We start from the raw sequence: 18,655 nt of genomic DNA, 5'->3' as shown, positions 1-18,655 counted from the left end.
TCACGCGCTTGTTCCTTAGTGGTGATGGTGATGGGCGTGTTCGGCGGCCGTCTCGTTGATGTGGCACTCCGGCACGCTGCAGGGCTGATACTCCATCTGGATGGTGGCGTGCGCAATCTGGTAGTGATGTTCCAGGAAATGCTGAATTCGCGCCAGCAGGCCGTCATGATCGTGCGGGGGGATCACCTGTACGTGCAGCGTCATAATCGGCTTCTCGCCGACCAGCCACACGTGGACGTGATGCACGTCGCGCACCTCCGGGATCTCGCGGCGCAGTCCGCGTTTTAGCGCCGGGATATCGAGCGAACCCGGCGCGCCTTCCAGCAGCTCATTCAGGCTCTCCTTAAGCAAACGCCAGGCGCTGCGCAGCACCAGACAGGAGACCAGAACCGACAGAATCGGGTCGATCGGCGTCCAGTTGGTCAACAGTATCACCAGCGCCGCGGCGATAGCGCCCACCGAACCGAGCAGATCGCCCAGCACATGCAGCGCGGCGGCGCGGACGTTGAGGTTTTTCTCCTCACTGCCGCGGTGCAGGATCCAGAACGCCGCAATATTGGCGAGCAGGCCAGCAACGGCAACCACCATCATCGTCATACCGGCAACAGGCTGCGGATGACGGAAACGCTGGAAAGCCTCCCAGACGATCAGGATGGTAATCACCACCAGCGCGATGGCGTTAACAAAGGCGGCGAGGGTTGTTAAGCGCAACCAGCCGAAGGTGTGCCGGGCGTTCGGCGGACGGCGCGAAAACTGCACCGCCAGCAGGGCGAACAGCAGCGCTGCCGCATCCGTCAGCATATGCCCCGCGTCGGCCAGCAGCGCCAGTGAACCGGATACCAGTCCCCCAATCACCTCAATGACCATAAACCCGGCGGTAATCACGAAGGCCAGCCGCAGGCGACGGGCGTTGCTATCATGTGGCCGCTGGGGCTGCGGTGAGGAATGAGAGTGAGAATGCGCCATAAAATCGTCCTGCATCACGTTTTGAGGTAATTGCATTATATCATTACAGATCTTTTCGCCCGCCGCAGAAAAATGACGGTCGGAGTGTAAAAGTCCGTTTACACTTCCCGATTGTCGAGATAGATTGAAAGGATTGCACTCAATCATATAAGTATGGCAGGACTGGAAAGACCGATGAATTATCAGAATGACGATTTACGCATTAAAGAGATCAACGAGTTATTACCGCCCGTAGCGCTCCTTGAGAAATTCCCCGCCACCGAGAATGCCGCAAACACGGTTTCTCATGCCCGCAAAGCGATCCACAAGATCCTTAACGGGCAGGACGATCGTCTGCTGGTCGTGATTGGCCCATGCTCCATTCATGACCCCGCGGCGGCGAAAGAGTATGCCAAACGCCTGCTTACGCTGCGAGAGTCGCTGAAGGGCGAGCTGGAAATCGTCATGCGCGTCTATTTTGAAAAACCGCGCACTACCGTCGGCTGGAAAGGGCTGATTAACGATCCGCACATGGACAACAGCTTCCGCATCAACGACGGCCTGCGCATCGCGCGTAAGCTGCTGCTGGAAATTAACGACAGCGGCCTGCCGGCGGCGGGCGAGTTTCTGGATATGATCACCCCGCAGTATATGGCGGACCTGATGAGCTGGGGCGCCATCGGCGCGCGTACCACGGAATCTCAGGTGCATCGCGAGCTGGCCTCCGGCCTTTCCTGCCCGGTCGGCTTTAAAAACGGTACCGACGGCACGATTAAAGTGGCTATCGACGCCATTAACGCCGCCGGTGCGCCGCACTGCTTCCTGTCCGTCACCAAGTGGGGCCACTCCGCTATCGTGAATACCAGCGGCAACGGCGACTGCCATATCATCCTGCGCGGCGGCCAGGAGCCGAACTACAGCGCGTACCACGTAGCGGCGGTAAAAGAGGGGCTGGAAAAAGCCGGTCTGCCGGCGCAGGTGATGATCGACTTCAGCCATGCCAACTCGAGCAAGCAGTTCAAAAAGCAGATGGATGTGGCGAAAGACGTGTGCGGGCAGATTGTCGGCGGCGAGAAAGCCATTATCGGCGTGATGATCGAAAGCCATCTGGTGGAAGGCAACCAGAACCCTGAAAGCGGCGAGCCTCTGGTATACGGCAAGAGCATCACCGATGCCTGCATCGGCTGGGAAGATACCGACGCAGTGCTGCATCAGCTGGCGAATGCGGTTAAAGCGCGTCGCGGCTGAACATCCCGTTTCACCCAATAAAAAAGCGTGGATTGCTCCACGCTTTTTTTATGCCGGGCGAAAATTACTTCGCTTTACCCTGGTTCGCGACGGCGGCGGCTTTTGCGGCGATTTCGTCGGCGTTGCCCAGGTAATAGCGTTTAAGCGGTTTGAAGTTCTCGTCGAACTCATAAACCAGCGGCACGCCGGTCGGAATATTCAGTTCGAGGATCTCGTCTTCACCCATGTTGTCCAGGTATTTCACCAGCGCGCGCAGGGAGTTGCCGTGCGCGGCGATGATCACGCGCTCGCCGCTTTTCAGGCGCGGCAGAATGGTTTCGTTCCAGTACGGCACAACGCGATCGATGGTCAGCGCCAGGCTTTCGGTGGTTGGCAGCTCTGCGTCGGTCAGTTTCGCATAGCGCGGGTCGTGTCCCGGGTAGCGTTCGTCGTCTTTCGTCAGCTCCGGCGGGGTTATCGCGAAGCCGCGACGCCACTGTTTCACCTGCTCATCGCCATATTTTTCTGCGGTTTCTGCTTTGTTCAGACCCTGCAGCGCGCCGTAGTGGCGCTCGTTCAGTTTCCAGGATTTCTCCACCGGTAGCCAGGCCTGGTCCAGTTCATCCAGTACGTTCCACAGCGTGTGGATGGCACGTTTCAGCACAGAGGTATAAGCAAAATCGAAGCTGAAGCCTTCGTCTTTCAGCAGTTTGCCCGCCGCTTTCGCTTCGCTAACGCCTTTCTCTGACAGATCAACGTCGTACCAACCGGTGAAACGGTTTTCGTTGTTCCACTGGCTTTCGCCGTGGCGCACCAGAACCAGCTTAGTTACAGCCATGTTTTACTCCTCATAAGCTTTATTGAATGATAACAATTCTCATTATATTGCCGTGACGGGGCCAGCGGCAACGCTTAACCATAACCATAGCGAAAATAGAGACGCAGTGTAAGGTGCTTGTGAATCGGCAGTTATTTTTTTGTCTGAGTCTGGCGTTAATTTCAGCAACATGGACAAAAAAAGCCCTCCATCAAGGAGGGCCGGGGATCACAGTGCGATAAACTGGTATTCGGTGAGGCTGACGTACTCCGCGCCAGGCCGCAAAATGCAGTCAGGCTGGGGCCATTCGGGGTGATTCGGGCTGTCGGGGAGAAACTCGCTTTCCAGCGCCAGCCCCTGCCAGTCGGCATAGGTGCCGCCGCTGCGGGAAGGCGTGCCGCCCAGATAGTTGCCGGAGTAGAACTGCAGCGCGGGGGCGGAGGTCATCACCTTAAGCTGCAGCCTGCCGTCCGCCGAGCAGACGATCGCGGCGGGCTGCTGCACATCGCCTGCGGCGCTGAGCAGAAACGCGTGATCGTAGCCTTTGGTTTTACGCTGATCGGCGTCGCTGAGGAACTCCCGGGCGATGGCTTTGGCATCGCGAAAATCAAAGCTGGTGCCCGCGACATTCTTCAGGCCCGCGCGCGGGATCCCCGTTTCATCGACCGGCAGATACTGCTGCGCAAAAATCTGCAGGCGGTGATTACGTACGTCGGTCTGCTCGCCGTCCAGGTTGAAATAGACGTGGTTGGTCATGTTCACCGGGCAGGGCTTATCGACGGTCGCGCGGTATTCGATGCTGATGCGGTTATCGTCGGTCAGCTGATAGCGGGCCGTAGCGCGCAGATTGCCGGGAAAACCCTGGTCGCCGTCGGAAGACTCCAGCGCGAACAGCACGCTGTTGTCGCTGTGGCTGACGATTTGCCAGCGGCGTTTGTCAAACCCCTCCGGCCCGCCGTGCAGCTGGTTGACGCCCTGGCTAGGCGACAGCGTGACGACCTCGCCCGAAAGCGTGTAGCGGCTGTCGGCGATACGGTTGGCATAGCGGCCGACCGACGCGCCGAGAAACGCCGCCTGCTGCGGATACTGTTCAGGACCGGCGCAGCCAAGCAGCGCCTCGCGAAGACTGCCGTCGTTAAGCGGCACCTGCGCGGACAGCAGGGTCGCGCCCCAGTCCATCAGCGTGACGACCATTCCGGCGCCGTTGCGCAGGGTGAGCAGTCGCCAGGGCTGGCCGTCAGGGGCCAGCGTGGAGTTATCAGTCAGCACTGGCCCGCTCCCTGTGACGGTTTGCACACGTAGAAGGTCTCTTTGATGCCGGTTTTCGCTTCATACTGCGCGGCAACGGCTTCTTTTACGACGGGAACCAGCGCTTCCGGCACCAGAGCCACGATGCAGCCGCCGAAGCCGCCGCCGGTCATGCGCACGCCGCCTTTGTCGCCGATGGTCGCTTTGACAATCTCCACCAGGGTGTCTATCTGCGGCACGGTGATTTCAAAATCATCGCGCATCGAGACGTGAGATTCCGCCATCAGCTCGCCCATCCGCTTCAGGTCGCCTTTTTCCAGCGCCGAGGCGGCTTCAACCGTACGGGCGTTCTCGGTCAGCACGTGGCGAACGCGTTTTGCCACCACCGGGTCGAGCTCGTGGGCAACCTTATTAAATTCGTTCAGGGTCACGTCGCGCAGCGCAGGCTGCTGGAAGAAGCGGGCGCCGGTTTCGCACTGCTGGCGGCGGGTGTTGTATTCGCTGCCGACCAGGGTACGTTTGAAGTTGCTGTTGATAATGATGACCGCTGCGCCCTTCGGCATCGAAACGGCCCTGGTGCCCAGCGTCCGGCAGTCGATCAGCAGCGCGTGGTCTTTTTTCCCCAGCGCGGAAATCAGCTGATCCATAATGCCGCAGTTGCAGCCGACAAACTGGTTTTCCGCTTCCTGGCCGTTGAGCGCAATCTGCGCGCCGTCAAGCGGCAGATGATACAGCTGCTGGAAGACGGTGCCGACCGCCACTTCCAGCGAGGCTGATGAGCTGAGCCCTGCGCCCTGCGGCACATCGCCGCTGATGACCATATCCACGCCGTTGAAGCTGCGGTTGCGCTTTTGCAGGTGTTTAACCACCCCGCGCACGTAGTTTGACCACTGCTGGCTGTCGTGGGTCACGATAGGGGCGTCCAGCGAAAACTCGTCCGTCTGGTTGTCGTAGTCGGCGGCGATAACCCGGACAGTACGATCCTGACGCGGCGCGCAGGCGATCACCGTCTGGTAGTCGATGGCGCAGGGCAGGACAAAACCGTCGTTGTAGTCGGTATGCTCGCCGATCAGGTTGACGCGGCCAGGCGCCTGAATCACGTGGTTGGCAGGGTAGCCGAATTTTTCAGCAAACAGAGATTGTGTTTTTTCTTTCAGACTCATTATTAAACTCCAGATTCGCGAAAATGAACGTCGCTGACCGCGCGCAGGCGCTCAGCGGCTTGTTCTGCCGTCAGGTCACGCTGGGTTTCCGCCAGCATTTCATAGCCCACCATGAACTTACGCACGGTAGCGGAGCGCAGCAGAGGCGGATAGAAATGCGCGTGGAGCTGCCAGTGCTGATTGTCTTCATCGTTAAACGGCGCGCCGTGCCAGCCCATCGAGTAGGGGAAAGAGCACTGAAACAGGTTGTCGTAACGGCTGGTCAGCTTTTTCAGCGCCAGTGCCAGGTCACGGCGCTGGGCGTCGGTCAGATCGGTAATACGCAGCACGTGCGCCTTTGGCAGCAGCAGCGTTTCAAACGGCCAGGCTGCCCAATAGGGCACTACCGCCAGCCAGTGCTCTGTTTCCACCACGGTGCGGCTGCCGTCAGCCAGTTCGCGCTGGACGTAGTCCACCAGCATGGGGGAGCGCTGTCTGCTGAAGTACGCTTTTTGCAGGCGATCCTCACGTTCGACTTCATTCGGCAGGAAGCTGTTCGCCCATACCTGGCCGTGCGGATGCGGGTTCGAGCACCCCATCGCCGCCCCTTTGTTTTCAAAAACCTGCACCCACGGATAGCGTTCGCCGAGCTCGGCGGTCTGCTGTTGCCAGGTGGCGATCACCCCGGCGAGCGCGTCGAGCGTCAGCTCCGGCAGCGTTTTGCTGTGATCCGGCGAGAAGCAGATAACCCGGCTGGTGCCGCGCGCGCTCTGGCAGCGCATCAGCGGGTCGTCGCTTTCCGGCGCGGCAGGGGTATCGGTCATCAGCGCGGCAAAATCGTTGGTGAAAACGTAGGTCCCGGTGTAGGGCGGGTTTTTATCGCCGGTCACGCGGGTGTTGCCCGGACAGAGAAAACAGTCCGGGTCATGGGCGGGCAGCGTCTGCTTAGCCGGCGTTTCTTGCGCCCCCTGCCAGGGGCGCTTTGCGCGGTGCGGAGAGACCAGAATCCACTGGTCTGTCAGCGGGTTATAGCGACGATGCGGATGGTCGACGGGGTTAAATTGCGTCATTACTGTTCCTTAGTCAGGATACCCCTGCGGGTGGCGCGACTGCCAGTGCCAGGTGTCCTGCGCCATCTCATCAAGGTTACGTGTCACGCGCCAGTTCAGCTCGCGGTCAGCTTTGCTCGCATCGGCCCAGTAGGCCGGGAGATCGCCGTCGCGACGAGGCGCAAAATGGTAATTGATCGGTTTGCCGGAGGCTTTGCTGAAGGCGTTAACCACATCCAGTACGCTGCTGCCGATGCCGGCGCCGAGGTTGTAGATATGCACGCCCGGCTTGTCGGCCAGTTTTTCCATCGCGGCGACGTGGCCATCGGCAAGGTCCATGACGTGGATGTAATCCCGCACGCCGGTGCCGTCTTCGGTCGGGTAGTCGTTGCCAAAAATCGCCAGCGAGTCGCGGCGACCAACCGCTACCTGCGCAATGTACGGCATCAGGTTGTTGGGAATGCCCTGAGGGTCTTCGCCCATGTCGCCCGACGGATGTGCGCCGACCGGATTGAAGTAGCGCAGCAGCGCGATGCTCCAGTCCGGCTGCGCTTTTTGCAGGTCGGTGAGGATCTGTTCCACCATCAGTTTGCTTTTGCCGTAGGGGCTTTGCGGCGTGCCGGTCGGGAAGCTTTCGACATACGGGATCTTCGGCTGATCGCCATAGACCGTTGCGGAGGAGCTGAAAATGAAGTTTTTCACGTTGGCGGCGCGCATGGCGGCAATGAGGCGCAGCGTGCCGTTGACGTTGTTGTCATAATACTCAAGCGGTTTGGCGACCGATTCGCCAACGGCCTTCAGTCCGGCGAAGTGGATCACCGCGTCAATCGCGTGATCGTGGAGAAGTTCGGCCATCAGCGCTTCGTTGCGGATATCGCCCTCAACGAAGGTGGCGTGCTTGCCGCCCAGGCGTTCAATAACCGGTAAAACGCTGCGCTTACTGTTACACAGATTATCCAGGATGACGACGTCATGACCCTGTTGCAGCAATTGCACGCAGGTATGACTACCTATGTAACCGCTACCACCTGTAACCAGTACTCTCATTTTTCGCTCCATTAGGCTTATGGTATGTGATAACCATAGCATAACAGAGATGTGAAAAGTGTGACATGCGCTGCGTTAGTGGAATCGTTTACACTTGCGTGTTTTAGAACAACGCCACAAAGATTTTTTATTATAAATCAATGTGAAAGTGAATAAATCCTGCCTTAATCTGAAAAAGCGGGAGGCGATCCTCCCGCGAGGACATTCAGCGTGGACCGACGGCGTATGCGTAGCCGTCGCCTTCGGGAATAAAGGCCAGACGATGGGTAATGCAGGCCGGCGCATCCTCCGCATGGTGGGAAACAAACAGCAACTGGGTATTTCCTTCGCTTATCAGCACGTCGATAAAGCGGCGCACCAGCTGGCGGTTGAGCGGATCAAGCCCCTGTAATGGCTCGTCAAGGATAAGCAGCGTCGGGTGCTTCACCAGCGCGCGGACGATCAGCGCCAGCCGCTGCTGGCCCCATGACAGGCTATGGAACGGGGCGTCGGCGGTACGGCTGTCCATCCCGAGGATATCCAGCCAGCCCTGCGCCAGCTTGCGCTGCTTATCCGACACCGCCTGATAGATGCCGATGGAGTCAAAAAAGCCGGAGAGGATCACGTTACGCACGTTGGTGCTGACGCGGTAGTCGAGATGCAGGCTGCTGCTGACGTAGCCGATGTGTTTTTTGATATCCCAGATGGTTTCCCCGCTGCCGCGGCGGCGGCCGAAGAGGGTCAAATCGTTGCTGTAGCCCTGGGGATGATCGCCGGTGACCAGGCTCAGCAGCGTGGATTTTCCAGCGCCGTTCGGGCCGACGATTTGCCAGTGTTCGCCGGGATTCACCGTCCAGGAGAGGTGGTTGATGATGGGCCGGTCGTTGTAGGAGACCACGCCGTCGCGCAGCACGATCCGCGGCAGCGAATCGGCCAGGGTCAGACGCGCGGGAGGGGCGTCGGGTTCCGGAAGCGTTATGCCGCAGAGCTTTTCGCTGTGCGCCAGCTGGGCGATGAGCGCGTGCTCCAGCAGCGCGTTTTTCTCACCGGTTTCCAGCAGCGTACAGTCAGCCAGCGCGCCCGCGTACTGCACAAAATCCGGAATTTCATCAAAGCGGTTCAGCACCAGCGCCAGGGTATAGCCGTCGTGGTGCAGCGTCGCCAGCAGCTCAGCCAGCGTCTGACGCGACGCGACGTCCAGACCGTCGAAGGGCTCATCGAGGATCAGCAGATCCGGTTCGTTCATTAACGCCTGGCAGAGCAGGGTTTTACGGGTTTCCCCCGTCGAGAGATACTTAAAGCGGCGATCGAGGAGCTTGCTGATGCCGAAACGTTCGGCGAGCGCCGCGCAGCGTGCCGGGTTTTTAACCTCGTCCTGAATGATTTCCGCCGTCGTCCGTCCGGTATCCTCTTCGCCGGGGCTCAGCAGATCGGTGTTATTACGCTGCCACTCTTCGCTGACGAGCCTTTGCAGCTGCTCGAAGGAGAGGCGGGTGATGCGCGAAAAGTCGCCGCGACGGGCGCCTGCCAGCAGGGGAAGCTCGCCGGACAGCGCCCGCGCGAGGGCCGATTTGCCGCTGCCGTTGCTGCCGACAAAAGCCCAGCTTTCGCCAGCGCGCAGGGTCAAATCTTCGATAGAGAGCGTTTTTGTATCGCTAAGACGAAACGTGCCTTGCGAAATTTGCAATGATGACATTGTGTATCCCGTTTTATGCAGCGATTTAAAACAGGGATACGTGTTCCGCCGGTGAAAGTCAAGGCCCTCAGCAGAGGGTGGCGAGGATGACGCGATCGGCGTTGAACCACGCGATGGCCTGCTGACCTTCGCTGAGAGTGCGGGCCTGATCCGCCGGAACGGTGGCGCACAGCGGCTGACCGTCAGGCAGGGTCATTAGCACTTCGCACTGTGCGTCGCCGCGTTCAATATGGCTTATCGTACCGCTAAGCTGGTTATCCGCGCCGGCGGCGACGGCCGGGTCGCCGGTGATCCCGACCCACGGCGCTTTCAGCAGCACCAGCACCTCTTTACCTTCCTCCAGCCCCAGGCGTTCGCCGCTTTGCGCCGTAACGGCGACCTTCAGCCGCGTTTCGCCGTCGGCGAGCGTCACGTCAACGTGTTCCTGCACCTGCTGATGGTCGCGGCGGGTAATGGTGCCAAACCACTGGTTGCGGGCGCTGGTTTGCAGCGAAAAGCGGGAAATCGCCGCCAGCAGACTGTTCAGCGGCAGGGCGTCATCGTCGCTTAATACGTCAAAGGCCTTCTGCTGAATTTGCGCCAGCAGATCGTAAAGCTGAACCAGACGTTCGCCGTAGCGGGTAAGCACCGCGCCGCCGCCGCCTTTGCCGCCGGTGGCGCGATCTACCAGCGGTTGTTCGCTCAGCGTATTCATCTCATTAATGGCATCCCAGGCGCTTTTGTAGCTGATTCCGGCGTCCCTGGCCCCCTGGCTGATGGACCCGGTCAGCGCAATGTGCTTCAGGAGGGCGATACGGCGCGGGTCGGCGAACAGCCGCTGCTGAAGCTTGAGGGTAAGAAGAATTTCGGCCTGCATATCAATGTCCTGCTTATCGGGATAAACCTGTGTAAGAGGGGATTATGGCATAACCCATCGCACAAAAGGGGCGTGTTTTTCCTGATTATCGGGTTACAATGAAGGAATCACAATGTCTGGAGCTAACCATGTTAGAGTTGTTGAAAAGTCTGGTCTTTGCCGTAATCATGGTTCCCGTGGTGATGGCGGTGATCCTGGGGTTGATTTACGGTCTCGGCGAAGTGTTTAACGTCCTTTCCGGTATCGGTCATAAAGACGGCCCGCAAAAAAATCACTGATGCTTTAGCACTGAGCGGAGATTGTCCTGAGACAATCTCCGCTTTTTTTTTGCAAAACGCGTTAGAACGTTTCCCAGTTGGCGTCGCTGCCGCCGGTGGACGCCATCGGACGAGGGGCGGCCGGGGGATTTGGCGCATCGGCCCGTGAGGCCTGCGCCGGTCTGGCATTCAGGCGAAAAGCGGCCACCGCCTGGCGCAGGTGTTCCGCCTGGTCCTCCAGCGCCGTCGCGGCCGCCGCGGATTCCTGCACCAGCGCGGCGTTCTGCTGGGTAACGCTGTCCATCTGCGATACCGCCTGGCTTACCTGCTCAATGCCGCGGCTCTGCTCGTCGGAGGCCGAGGCGATTTCCCCCATAATGTCGGTGACGCGGGTGATGGCGCTGACGATCTCCTTCATCGTATCGCCTGCCTCCGATACCTGTTCAGAACCGGTATTGACGCGGCTAACCGAGTTTTCAATCAGCCCTTTAATCTCTTTCGCCGCCTGCGCGCTGCGGCTGGCGAGCGTGCGAACCTCACCGGCCACGACCGCAAATCCGCGGCCCTGCTCCCCGGCGCGGGCGGCTTCCACGGCGGCGTTAAGCGCCAGGATGTTGGTCTGAAAAGCGATACCGTCGATAACGCCGGTGATATGGGCAATTTGCTGCGAGCTGCTGGCGATATCGTGCATCGTCCGCACGACGTTGTCGACCACGCGGCCGCCGCGCGCCGCCGTTTCGGAGGCGGTTTTCGCCAGCTGCGTCGCCTGACGGGCGTTGTCGGTGTTCTGTCTCACCGTCGCGGTCAGCTCCTCCATGCTGGCGGCGGTTTCCTCCAGCGAAGCGGCCTGCTGCTCGGTGCGTGACGAGAGGTCGTTGCTGCCGGTGGCTATTTCCCCGGCGCCGGTATAGATAGCGTCGGTGCTGTGGCGTACGGCGCCGACGGTGGCGATCAGCGACTGCTGCATGTCGTGCAGACCGGCGGCCAGCTGGCTCATCTCGTTACGCCCCTGAATCGCGATGCGGTGCGTGAGGTCGCCGCGGGCGATAATCCGGATATGCTCCATGACCGACGCCAGCGGTTTCATTAGCAGATGCCGCAGGCCGAGCCAGATAGTCACTATGACGGCGACAACCGCCAGCAGAATAGCGCCCAGCGTCCACAGCATCCGGATAAAGCTGTTCTGGTTTTGCTCTGCGGCCGCCTTCAGCAGAATGTTGTTCTTTTCCCGCCAGTGGCTATAGGCGGCTTCCATATCGTCCTGCGCCTGCTGGGCGTCGAGATTACCGTAAGCCTGATAGTTATCGGCGCGCAGGTAAGCAATGGACTGTTGCAGCACGTCGTGCATCTGGCGCCAGTTTTTTTCCATTTCATCGGCCAGCGCAGGGCTTTGACCTTCGACGGGCGGCAGCTCGCGATAGCTTGCGTAGAGCGTCTGCGCATTATTCAGCGAATCGTCGGCGCTGCTCAGCAGCTTATTGATAGCGTCAAGCGACGCCGGATCGCGCTGATTTTTCAAAAAACGAATGGCGACGCGGGTAACGGTGACGCGCGTTTTGATGAGCGTATGCACGCTATCGCTCAGGTTTTGCTGCTGGGCGTTAAGCACGCCGGAGCTCTGGAAGTTCTGCCGGTCGCTATCGACCGCCGAATAAAACAGCCCACCGGTGACCATTTGCAGAAGGCAAAAAATGGTCAGTGCGATAATAATCCCGGTGATCACGCGAATGTTTTTCAGCATAACGGGTCGTCCATTGGGTTAAAGGGGGGCGCTAATGAATATCGGCGTAAAAACATGAAACTTAAATGCGCCGCATTAACCTTCGCAGGGCGCTAAAGCAATCCGGCATTCGTGCCGATACCTGTTGTGACAGGTCTTTGATTACTCAATAAAGGGTAATAATTAGCGCTGGGAAAACCCTACGGTTGTCGTTATATTTGGGTCTATATAACGACACTCACAGGAGCTACAGATGGAACGTTCGTGGTTACGCCTTTTCGCCGGGGCTGCTTTATCGTTTTCCGTTGCCGGTCACGCATTTGCTGATGAAGGCAAGATAACCGTCTTCGCCGCCGCGTCGCTGACCAACGCGCTGCAGGACATCGCCAAAGAGTATAAAAAAGAGAAAAACGTCGACGTGGTTTCGTCGTTTGCCTCATCGTCGACCCTCGCGCGCCAGATTGAGGCGGGTGCGCCTGCCGATCTCTTTATTTCCGCCGACCAGAAGTGGATGGACTACGCGGTAGAGAAAAAGGCCATTGATACGGCAAGCCGCGAGACGCTGCTTGGCAACAGCCTGGTGGTGGTCGCGCCAACGGCCAGCAAACAGGGCGAAGTCGCCATTAGCGCCAAAACCGACTGGGTTACGCTGCTGAACGGCGGCCGTCTGGCGGTGGGCGACCCGGACCACGTACCGGCGGGCATTTATGCGAAAGAGGCGCTGCAGAAGCTGGGTGCATGGGAAACGCTGTCGCCGAAGCTGGCGCCGGCTGAAGACGTCCGCGGCGCCCTGGCGCTGGTGGAGCGCAGCGAAGCGCCGCTGGGCATCGTCTATGGTTCTGATGCGGTCGCCAGCAAAGGCGTGAAGGTCGTCGGTACCTTCCCTGAAGACTCTCACAAAAAAGTGGAGTATCCGGTAGCTATCGTCGATGGTCATAAAAATGCTACCGTTACGGCGTTTTACGATTACCTGAAAGGGCCGCAGGCGTCGGCTATCTTTAAACGTTACGGATTTACTACGCACTAATGATATTGACGGATCCCGAATGGCAGGCGGTAATGCTGAGCCTGAAAGTCTCATCCCTGGCGGTTATCTGCAGTTTGCCTTTTGGGATCTTCTTTGCCTGGCTGCTGGTACGGCGTCATTTTCCAGGCAAAGCCCTGCTGGATAGTCTGATTCATCTCCCTCTCGTGCTGCCGCCGGTGGTGGTCGGCTATTTATTGCTGATAGCGATGGGGCGGCGCGGGTTTATCGGGGCGTGGCTGTACGACTGGTTCGGCATCAGCTTCTCCTTTAGCTGGCGCGGCGCGGTGCTTGCCGCTGCGGTGATGTCGTTTCCGCTGATGGTGCGGGCCATACGCCTGGCGCTGGAGGGGGTGGACGTCAGGCTTGAACAGGCGGCCCGTACGCTGGGCGCCGGGCGCTGGCGCGTATTCATAACCATCACGCTGCCGCTGATGCTGCCCGGGATCATCGTCGGCACGGTGCTGGCCTTCGCCCGCTCCCTGGGCGAATTCGGCGCGACGATCACCTTTGTCTCCAACATTCCCGGCGAAACGCGCACCATTCCTTCCGCAATGTACACGTTGATTCAAACCCCTGGCGGCGAAGGCGCAGCGGCGCGGCTGTGCGCGATCTCCATCGTGCTGGCGCTGATATCGCTGCTGGTCTCCGAATGGCTGGCGCGTCTTAGCCGTGAACGGACGGGGAAGTAACGGATGCTTGAGCTCAATTTTCGCCAGACCCTGGGCAACCACTGCCTGACCATCAACGAAGCGCTGCCCGCGACCGGAATTACCGCCGTTTTCGGCGTCTCCGGCGCCGGTAAAACCTCGCTTATCAACGCCATCAGCGGCCTGACCAGGCCCCAGCAGGGGCGAATCGCGCTCAATGGCCGTACGCTGAGCGACACCGACAGCGGGCTGTTTTTATCGCCGGATAAGCGTCGTGTCGGCTATGTGTTTCAGGATGCGCGCCTGTTTCCGCACTACAGGGTGCGCGGCAACCTGCGCTACGGGATGGCCAAAAGCATGGCGGGCCAGTTTGATAAGCTGGTAGCGCTGCTCGGCATTGAGCCGCTGCTCGACAGGTTGCCGGGCAGCCTGTCGGGGGGCGAAAAACAGCGGGTGGCGATCGGCCGCGCGCTGCTGACCGCACCGGAGCTGCTGCTGCTGGATGAGCCGCTGGCGTCGCTGGATATTCCGCGTAAGCGCGAACTGCTGCCCTACCTGCAGCGGCTGGCCCGCGAGATTAATATTCCAATGCTGTACGTCAGCCACGCGCTGGATGAAATTTTGCACCTGGCCGATAACGTGCTGGTGCTTGAGGCGGGGAACGTGAAGGCGTTTGGCCCGCTGGAAGAGGTGTGGGGCAGCAGCGTGATGCACCCGTGGCTGCCGCAGGATCAGCAGAGCAGCATTCTGAAAGTCACCGTGCTTGAGCATCATCCGCACTACGCGATGACGGCGCTGGCGCTGGGCGATCAGCATCTCTGGGTAAACAAGCTGGATAAACCGGCGCAGTCGCCGGTGCGGGTGCGTATTCAGGCCTCTGATGTCTCGCTGGTGCTGCAGCCGCCGGTGCAGACCAGCATCCGCAACGTGCTGCGGGTGAAGGTCGCCCAGTGCTATGACGATAACGGCCAGGTGGAAGTGCAGCTGGAGGTCGGCGGCCGTACGCTGTGGGCGCGCATCAGCCCGTGGGCGCGCGACGACCTGGCTATCAAACCAGGCCTGTGGCTGTACGCGCAGGTAAAAAGCGTGTCGATTACCGCCTGATCACAGCAGGCGGGTGGTAATAAAATCGGCGATGCTGGTGGTGGTGTTGTCGCCGATAACGATATCCGCCCGGGCTTTTACCGCCTCATCGGCGTTGCCCATCGCCACGCCGGTGCCGACGGCTTCCAGCATGCTGATGTCATTGAAGTTGTCGCCGAAGGCAATCACGTCCTGCATTGATATGCCCTGCGCCTCGACCCATTTCGCCAGGCGCTTGCCTTTGCTGTTGCCTTTGCGGGCAATATCTACCTGATCGTGCCACGACCATTCGCACTCCAGATCCAGCGTCTGCGCGGCCTGGTCGGCAAAGGTGCGCAATTTGCGCGTATCTTCGTCGGTCAGCGCGAATTTCCAGACGGCTTGCACCTGCCGGGCGGCCTGCGCCAGCGAGGCGACCTGGGTAAACGACGGGCGCTGCTCCTGCGGCAGGCTTTGCGCCCAGCTGCTGGTGCGTATCACGTGGCCGGTCGGGCGCTCGTACATCATCGTATCGTCAACGTACATCAGGCCGTGAATGTCGTGCGCGTTCAGCATGCCGACCAGACTCTCGGCTTTGTCGACCGGCATAGGATCCGCTTCCAGCACTTTTTTTGCATGATAATCATACAAGTAAGTGCCATTACAGCAAATTGCAGGTGTATCCAGCGCCAGTGCCTGATAAAAAGGATGGATGGCAACGTGATGCCGACCGGTCACGATGAGGAGCTGATAGCCCGCCGCCTTTGCACGTTTAAGTGCCTCCAGCGATTCGGGAAGGATAGTCTTCGTGGGCGTCAGCAGCGTACCGTCTAAATCAAGGGCAATCACGCGAGATGTCATAGTGTAATCCAGGTTAATGTTGAACGTTTTGCTGCTGAAGATGGTACACCGCTATGGTCGCAGGGCAAATTTTTCAGCACTAACCTCTAAAACCGTCTACCTTGGTATTTTGTCTCCACGCGCCGTCGTAAGGAAAGGAGTTTTCATGAAACAAACCGTTTATACCGCCAGCCCGGAAAGCCAGCAGATCCACGTCTGGAGCCTGAAAAATGACGGCAGCCTGACGCTGGTGCAGGTGGTTGATGTCGCCGGACAGGTGCAGCCGATGGTTATCAGCCCTGACAAGCGCTACCTTTACGTGGGCGTGCGCCCTGAGTTTCGCGTTATCGCTTACCGTATCGCTCCGGATAACGGCGCGCTGACCTTCGCCGGCGAATCGGCGCTGCCGGGCAGCCCGACCCATATTTCGACCGACCATAAAGGCGACTTCCTGTTCAGCGGCTCCTACAACTCAGGCTGCGTCAGCGTCACGCGCCTTGAAGACGGCCTGCCGGTAGGGCTGGCGGACGTCGTGGAAGGGCTGGAAGGCTGCCACTCGGCGAATATCACCCCGGATAACCGCACCCTGTGGGTACCGGCGCTGAAGCAGGATCGTATCTGCCTGTTTACCCTGAGCGACGACGGCAAGCTGGTGGCGCAGACCCCGGCGGAAGTCACTACCGTTGACGGCGCCGGTCCGCGTCATATGGTCTTCCATCCGAATCAGCAGTACGCCTACTGCGTCAATGAGCTGAACAGCTCGGTAGACGTCTGGGAGCTGCGCGATCCGCACGGCGAAATCGACTGCGTGCAGACGCTGGATATGATGCCGGAAGACTTCACCGGCGTACGCTGGGCGGCGGACATTCATATCACCCCGGACGGGCGTCATCTGTATGCCTGCGACCGTACCTCCAGCCTGATTACCGTTTTCAGCGTCTCCGAAGATGGCAGCGTGCTGGACGTCGAAGGCTTCCAGCCGACCGAGACGCAGCCGCGCGGGTTCAACGTCGATCACAGCGGGAAGTACCTGATTGCCGCCGGTCAGAAATCGCATCACATTGCGGTCTATGAAATTCACGGCGAGCAGGGGCTGTTAAAAGAGAAGGGGCGTTATGCCGTGGGCCAGGGCCCAATGTGGGTGGTGGTTAACGCCCATTAATCCCAACACCGCCGCAGCCGGGCTGCGGCGGCGTTGTTTGTGGCGACCGTCATCAGATGGCCTGCGTTAAGCCGCCATTCGGGACCCCCTGACATTTTTGGTACTTACCGGACTCAACATCACTCTCATCAATGTTATTAGTCGTGGCGTAGTGGCTAACGGCAGCGCTGGTAAAGGCGCCGCTCTCTGCGTGGCTGGGATGCTCATTTTGCTGCTTGCGGTAATAGGTAATGGCCGCATGGAGACCGGAACTCATTTTTTGGGTCATATATAAAGCCATAGTGTTCTCCATTATTGGATAACAGATGATTATTTAGTGAAGATAAAAGGGCTGCTGTGTATAGCCTTAATCAGGCGTCGGGAGTGATTTTATATTTTTGGTTGAGCGTGGTGCCGTAAATTTCAAAGGTGCGGCTACGTACCAGCGGGATGTTTTTCTTATCAAATACCGTGCGCCACCATTCCCAGGCAAGCCCGGTACACTCTTTGGCGAACACGCAAACATTTTCAGCGTTGCCTTGTAGTGATATATTCGTAGAGAAGGGGGCGGTTCTGTCTTTTGAATTACCATCCCATCCGCAGCGCTGGACGGTTTTATTGCCATTGTCATCATAATTTACATCATCCCACTCCACCCGGAATTGCGCCACGTATCCGCCGGTATGTTTTAGCGTAATATCGGCGTTTTGATATTCCGTATAGGTGGTCTGAATATAGTCGGTGCTGCTGTTAACGACCGCAACTTTGTTGTCTTTTAAAAATACCGTGGAATACGATACCGGATAGCCAGGGTTTGACGTATTGCACATCGAGTATTTGGCAATAACCTGGTTGATTTTAGAAATATCCTTTGATGAGATAATTTCGTTTTGCCCATTAACGCCGCCGCCTAATACCACGGCCGTAAACGTGGTGTTATCAAGAATATCCTTATATTTGGCGTTAGCGCTGGCGTTAACATCTTTCATGACGGCTTTAAATGCCGATTCCACCTCGTTGCTGCTGTGGTTAGTTTCAAGTTTCACAAAAATATTGCGGCCATAGGCGACTTTGTAAACCAGCGCGGGCGGCGCGCTGTTGCCCGCTCCCTGGCGTTCAAGGGCATCCCAGTTGACGTCGTCGGCGAAAAGCTCAGAAGGTTTTGCTGGCAGGCCAGACATTGACACGGTGTAGAAAATTTGCCGGAACGAGGCGATAAATACCGAGCTCTTGCGCTCGCGGACCGCGCTAAAATCAATGCTCAGCTCTTTTTCCGCCTGCTTAATGCCAAAGCCGAACTTAACCAGCATCTGCATTTCGCTGGCAATCATACTCTCATTATAAAATGAGCGCGCCACAATGGAGTGCGTGTCTGCGTAAGTTCGGGCCCACATATTGAACTTTTCATCAATAGCAGAGCGAATGTTTCCATATTTGGGATCGGCAATATTGAAAATGGCATCCTGCTCCATTCCGGGGAGATCAATAACAAAATCAACCGCGCTTCGTTTTGCAGAGATAAGCGATGGTCGATTTTCAACCAAATCGGTATCTGCTAACACCACCGCCCCTGGATAGGTAAGGTCGGTCATTGCATCGACAATGCCAATGTCAACATTTTGACTGGAAATATTGATTTTTTCTCGGGTGATAACAATGTATTTTCCATCATTGTTTTTACCTTCTGCTTTTTTAAAGCTTTCAATTTTTTCACCTTTGAAGGCCAGAACTTCAGCCGGGTTATATTTTAATTCGGCAATTTTCTGATCTATATCACTCATTTTCAGGTTTCCTTTTACTGATTGATTTCAGGTTATCTGCAATGGCACAGAATATTCATCAACAGACAGGTGCGCTGACTAGTAATAAAGTATTACCGCAGTGATCAAGGAATACATGCTGTATAGAGAAACATCAAATATAATTGTTGATGGTAACGATCGATTAACCTGGTC

18 protein-coding genes are annotated in these 18,655 nt (G+C 58.1%); 6 read left to right on the top strand and 12 right to left on the bottom strand.

The features are described 5' to 3' along the window. Positions 1-15: 15 nt before the first annotated feature. On the bottom strand, positions 16-966 hold the full coding sequence (gene zitB, locus ENTCL_RS15280; protein WP_013367053.1) for a CDF family zinc transporter ZitB: 951 nt from the start codon (positions 964-966) through the stop codon (positions 16-18). 174 nt (positions 967-1,140) lie between these two features. On the opposite strand from zitB, the gene aroG reads away from it, so the two are divergent. Beyond that, positions 1,141-2,193, top strand: coding sequence for a 3-deoxy-7-phosphoheptulonate synthase AroG (gene aroG / locus ENTCL_RS15275; protein WP_013367052.1), 1,053 nt, complete (start codon positions 1,141-1,143; stop codon positions 2,191-2,193). 64 nt (positions 2,194-2,257) lie between these two features. Here the strand turns inward: aroG and gpmA are convergent, their stop codons facing one another. The 7 genes from gpmA to modE form a co-directional block, all read right to left on the bottom strand. Beyond that, positions 2,258-3,010 (bottom strand): 2,3-diphosphoglycerate-dependent phosphoglycerate mutase, encoded by a 753-nt coding sequence (gene gpmA, locus ENTCL_RS15270; RefSeq protein ID WP_013367051.1) that lies wholly within the window; start codon positions 3,008-3,010, stop codon positions 2,258-2,260. Between the two features lie 207 nt (positions 3,011-3,217). Beyond that, positions 3,218-4,258, bottom strand: coding sequence for a galactose-1-epimerase (gene galM, locus ENTCL_RS15265; RefSeq protein WP_013367050.1), 1,041 nt, complete (start codon positions 4,256-4,258; stop codon positions 3,218-3,220). Then, positions 4,252-5,400, bottom strand: coding sequence for a galactokinase (galK, locus tag ENTCL_RS15260; protein ID WP_013367049.1), 1,149 nt, complete (start codon positions 5,398-5,400; stop codon positions 4,252-4,254). The genes galM and galK overlap by 7 nt, the downstream gene beginning before the upstream one ends. Before the next feature lie 2 nt (positions 5,401-5,402). Next, positions 5,403-6,449 carry a galactose-1-phosphate uridylyltransferase gene (gene galT / locus ENTCL_RS15255; protein WP_013367048.1) on the bottom strand — a complete coding sequence of 349 codons (1,047 nt, stop codon included), beginning with the start codon at positions 6,447-6,449 and terminating at the stop codon, positions 5,403-5,405. 9 nt (positions 6,450-6,458) lie between these two features. Next, entirely contained in the window at positions 6,459-7,475 is a 1,017-nt protein-coding gene (gene galE / locus ENTCL_RS15250; protein ID WP_013367047.1) for a UDP-glucose 4-epimerase GalE, read from the bottom strand. A 205-nt stretch (positions 7,476-7,680) separates the two neighbouring features. Further along, the gene (gene modF / locus ENTCL_RS15245) at positions 7,681-9,150 is read right to left on the bottom strand and encodes a molybdate ABC transporter ATP-binding protein ModF (protein WP_013367046.1); all 1,470 of its coding nucleotides are present in this window, start codon (positions 9,148-9,150) and stop codon (positions 7,681-7,683) included. Between the two features lie 67 nt (positions 9,151-9,217). Next, positions 9,218-10,006, bottom strand: coding sequence for a molybdenum-dependent transcriptional regulator (gene modE, locus ENTCL_RS15240; RefSeq protein ID WP_013367045.1), 789 nt, complete (start codon positions 10,004-10,006; stop codon positions 9,218-9,220). A 128-nt stretch (positions 10,007-10,134) separates the two neighbouring features. On the opposite strand from modE, the gene ENTCL_RS23120 reads away from it, so the two are divergent. Continuing rightward, on the top strand, positions 10,135-10,284 hold the full coding sequence (locus ENTCL_RS23120) for an AcrZ family multidrug efflux pump-associated protein (RefSeq protein ID WP_013367044.1): 150 nt from the start codon (positions 10,135-10,137) through the stop codon (positions 10,282-10,284). A 61-nt stretch (positions 10,285-10,345) separates the two neighbouring features. On the opposite strand, the gene tcp is transcribed toward ENTCL_RS23120, so the two are convergent. After that, positions 10,346-12,004: a methyl-accepting chemotaxis citrate transducer gene (tcp, locus tag ENTCL_RS15230; RefSeq protein ID WP_013367043.1), complete on the bottom strand. Its 1,659-nt coding sequence runs from the start codon at positions 12,002-12,004 to the stop codon at positions 10,346-10,348. 232 nt (positions 12,005-12,236) lie between these two features. Here tcp and modA point away from each other — a divergent pair, with 232 nt between their 5' ends. Genes modA through modC form a run of 3 tightly spaced genes read left to right on the top strand, consistent with a single transcriptional unit; the run spans position 12,237 to position 14,761 of the window. Beyond that, entirely contained in the window at positions 12,237-13,010 is a 774-nt protein-coding gene (modA, locus tag ENTCL_RS15225) for a molybdate ABC transporter substrate-binding protein (protein WP_013367042.1), read from the top strand. Further along, the gene (gene modB, locus ENTCL_RS15220; RefSeq protein ID WP_013367041.1) at positions 13,010-13,699 is read left to right on the top strand and encodes a molybdate ABC transporter permease subunit; all 690 of its coding nucleotides are present in this window, start codon (positions 13,010-13,012) and stop codon (positions 13,697-13,699) included. Before modA ends, modB begins: the two co-directional genes overlap by 1 nt. Before the next feature lie 3 nt (positions 13,700-13,702). After that, complete coding sequence (gene modC, locus ENTCL_RS15215) at positions 13,703-14,761, top strand: molybdenum ABC transporter ATP-binding protein ModC (RefSeq protein WP_013367040.1); 1,059 nt, start codon at positions 13,703-13,705, stop codon at positions 14,759-14,761. Here modC and ENTCL_RS15210 read toward each other — a convergent pair whose 3' ends face one another. Further along, positions 14,762-15,580 carry a pyridoxal phosphatase gene (locus ENTCL_RS15210; RefSeq protein ID WP_013367039.1) on the bottom strand — a complete coding sequence of 273 codons (819 nt, stop codon included), beginning with the start codon at positions 15,578-15,580 and terminating at the stop codon, positions 14,762-14,764. 145 nt (positions 15,581-15,725) lie between these two features. On the opposite strand from ENTCL_RS15210, the gene pgl reads away from it, so the two are divergent. Next, complete coding sequence (pgl, locus tag ENTCL_RS15205; protein ID WP_013367038.1) at positions 15,726-16,721, top strand: 6-phosphogluconolactonase; 996 nt, start codon at positions 15,726-15,728, stop codon at positions 16,719-16,721. A gap of 52 nt (positions 16,722-16,773) precedes the next feature. On the opposite strand, the gene ENTCL_RS15200 is transcribed toward pgl, so the two are convergent. Beyond that, positions 16,774-17,001 carry a hypothetical protein gene (locus ENTCL_RS15200; RefSeq protein ID WP_013367037.1) on the bottom strand — a complete coding sequence of 76 codons (228 nt, stop codon included), beginning with the start codon at positions 16,999-17,001 and terminating at the stop codon, positions 16,774-16,776. Between the two features lie 70 nt (positions 17,002-17,071). Further along, on the bottom strand, positions 17,072-18,481 hold the full coding sequence (locus tag ENTCL_RS15195; RefSeq protein WP_013367036.1) for a thiol-activated cytolysin family protein: 1,410 nt from the start codon (positions 18,479-18,481) through the stop codon (positions 17,072-17,074). Positions 18,482-18,655 lie beyond the last annotated feature (174 nt).

The sequence above is a fragment of the [Enterobacter] lignolyticus SCF1 genome, from assembly GCF_000164865.1.
Taxonomy (GTDB): domain Bacteria; phylum Pseudomonadota; class Gammaproteobacteria; order Enterobacterales; family Enterobacteriaceae; genus Enterobacter_B; species Enterobacter_B lignolyticus.
Note: the sequence above shows the minus strand (reverse complement) of the source record. Positions and strands in the feature narration are given on the sequence as shown.

Excerpts from the sequence above, each read along its gene's own strand:
- ENTCL_RS15200 (WP_013367037.1), bottom strand. The coding sequence starts at position 17,001 with ATGGCTTTATATATGACCCAAAAAATGAGTTCCGGTCTCCATGCGGCC.
- modF (WP_013367046.1), bottom strand. The coding sequence starts at position 9,150 with ATGTCATCATTGCAAATTTCGCAAGGCACGTTTCGTCTTAGCGATACA.
- tcp (WP_013367043.1), bottom strand. The coding sequence starts at position 12,004 with ATGCTGAAAAACATTCGCGTGATCACCGGGATTATTATCGCACTGACC.
- gpmA (WP_013367051.1), bottom strand. The coding sequence starts at position 3,010 with ATGGCTGTAACTAAGCTGGTTCTGGTGCGCCACGGCGAAAGCCAGTGG.
- modC (WP_013367040.1), top strand. The coding sequence starts at position 13,703 with ATGCTTGAGCTCAATTTTCGCCAGACCCTGGGCAACCACTGCCTGACC.
- modA (WP_013367042.1), top strand. The coding sequence starts at position 12,237 with ATGGAACGTTCGTGGTTACGCCTTTTCGCCGGGGCTGCTTTATCGTTT.
- galT (WP_013367048.1), bottom strand. The coding sequence starts at position 6,449 with ATGACGCAATTTAACCCCGTCGACCATCCGCATCGTCGCTATAACCCG.
- modB (WP_013367041.1), top strand. The coding sequence starts at position 13,010 with ATGATATTGACGGATCCCGAATGGCAGGCGGTAATGCTGAGCCTGAAA.
- galE (WP_013367047.1), bottom strand. The coding sequence starts at position 7,475 with ATGAGAGTACTGGTTACAGGTGGTAGCGGTTACATAGGTAGTCATACC.
- ENTCL_RS23120 (WP_013367044.1), top strand. The coding sequence starts at position 10,135 with ATGTTAGAGTTGTTGAAAAGTCTGGTCTTTGCCGTAATCATGGTTCCC.
- aroG (WP_013367052.1), top strand. The coding sequence starts at position 1,141 with ATGAATTATCAGAATGACGATTTACGCATTAAAGAGATCAACGAGTTA.
- ENTCL_RS15210 (WP_013367039.1), bottom strand. The coding sequence starts at position 15,580 with ATGACATCTCGCGTGATTGCCCTTGATTTAGACGGTACGCTGCTGACG.
- zitB (WP_013367053.1), bottom strand. The coding sequence starts at position 966 with ATGGCGCATTCTCACTCTCATTCCTCACCGCAGCCCCAGCGGCCACAT.
- pgl (WP_013367038.1), top strand. The coding sequence starts at position 15,726 with ATGAAACAAACCGTTTATACCGCCAGCCCGGAAAGCCAGCAGATCCAC.
- galK (WP_013367049.1), bottom strand. The coding sequence starts at position 5,400 with ATGAGTCTGAAAGAAAAAACACAATCTCTGTTTGCTGAAAAATTCGGC.
- ENTCL_RS15195 (WP_013367036.1), bottom strand. The coding sequence starts at position 18,481 with ATGAGTGATATAGATCAGAAAATTGCCGAATTAAAATATAACCCGGCT.
- modE (WP_013367045.1), bottom strand. The coding sequence starts at position 10,006 with ATGCAGGCCGAAATTCTTCTTACCCTCAAGCTTCAGCAGCGGCTGTTC.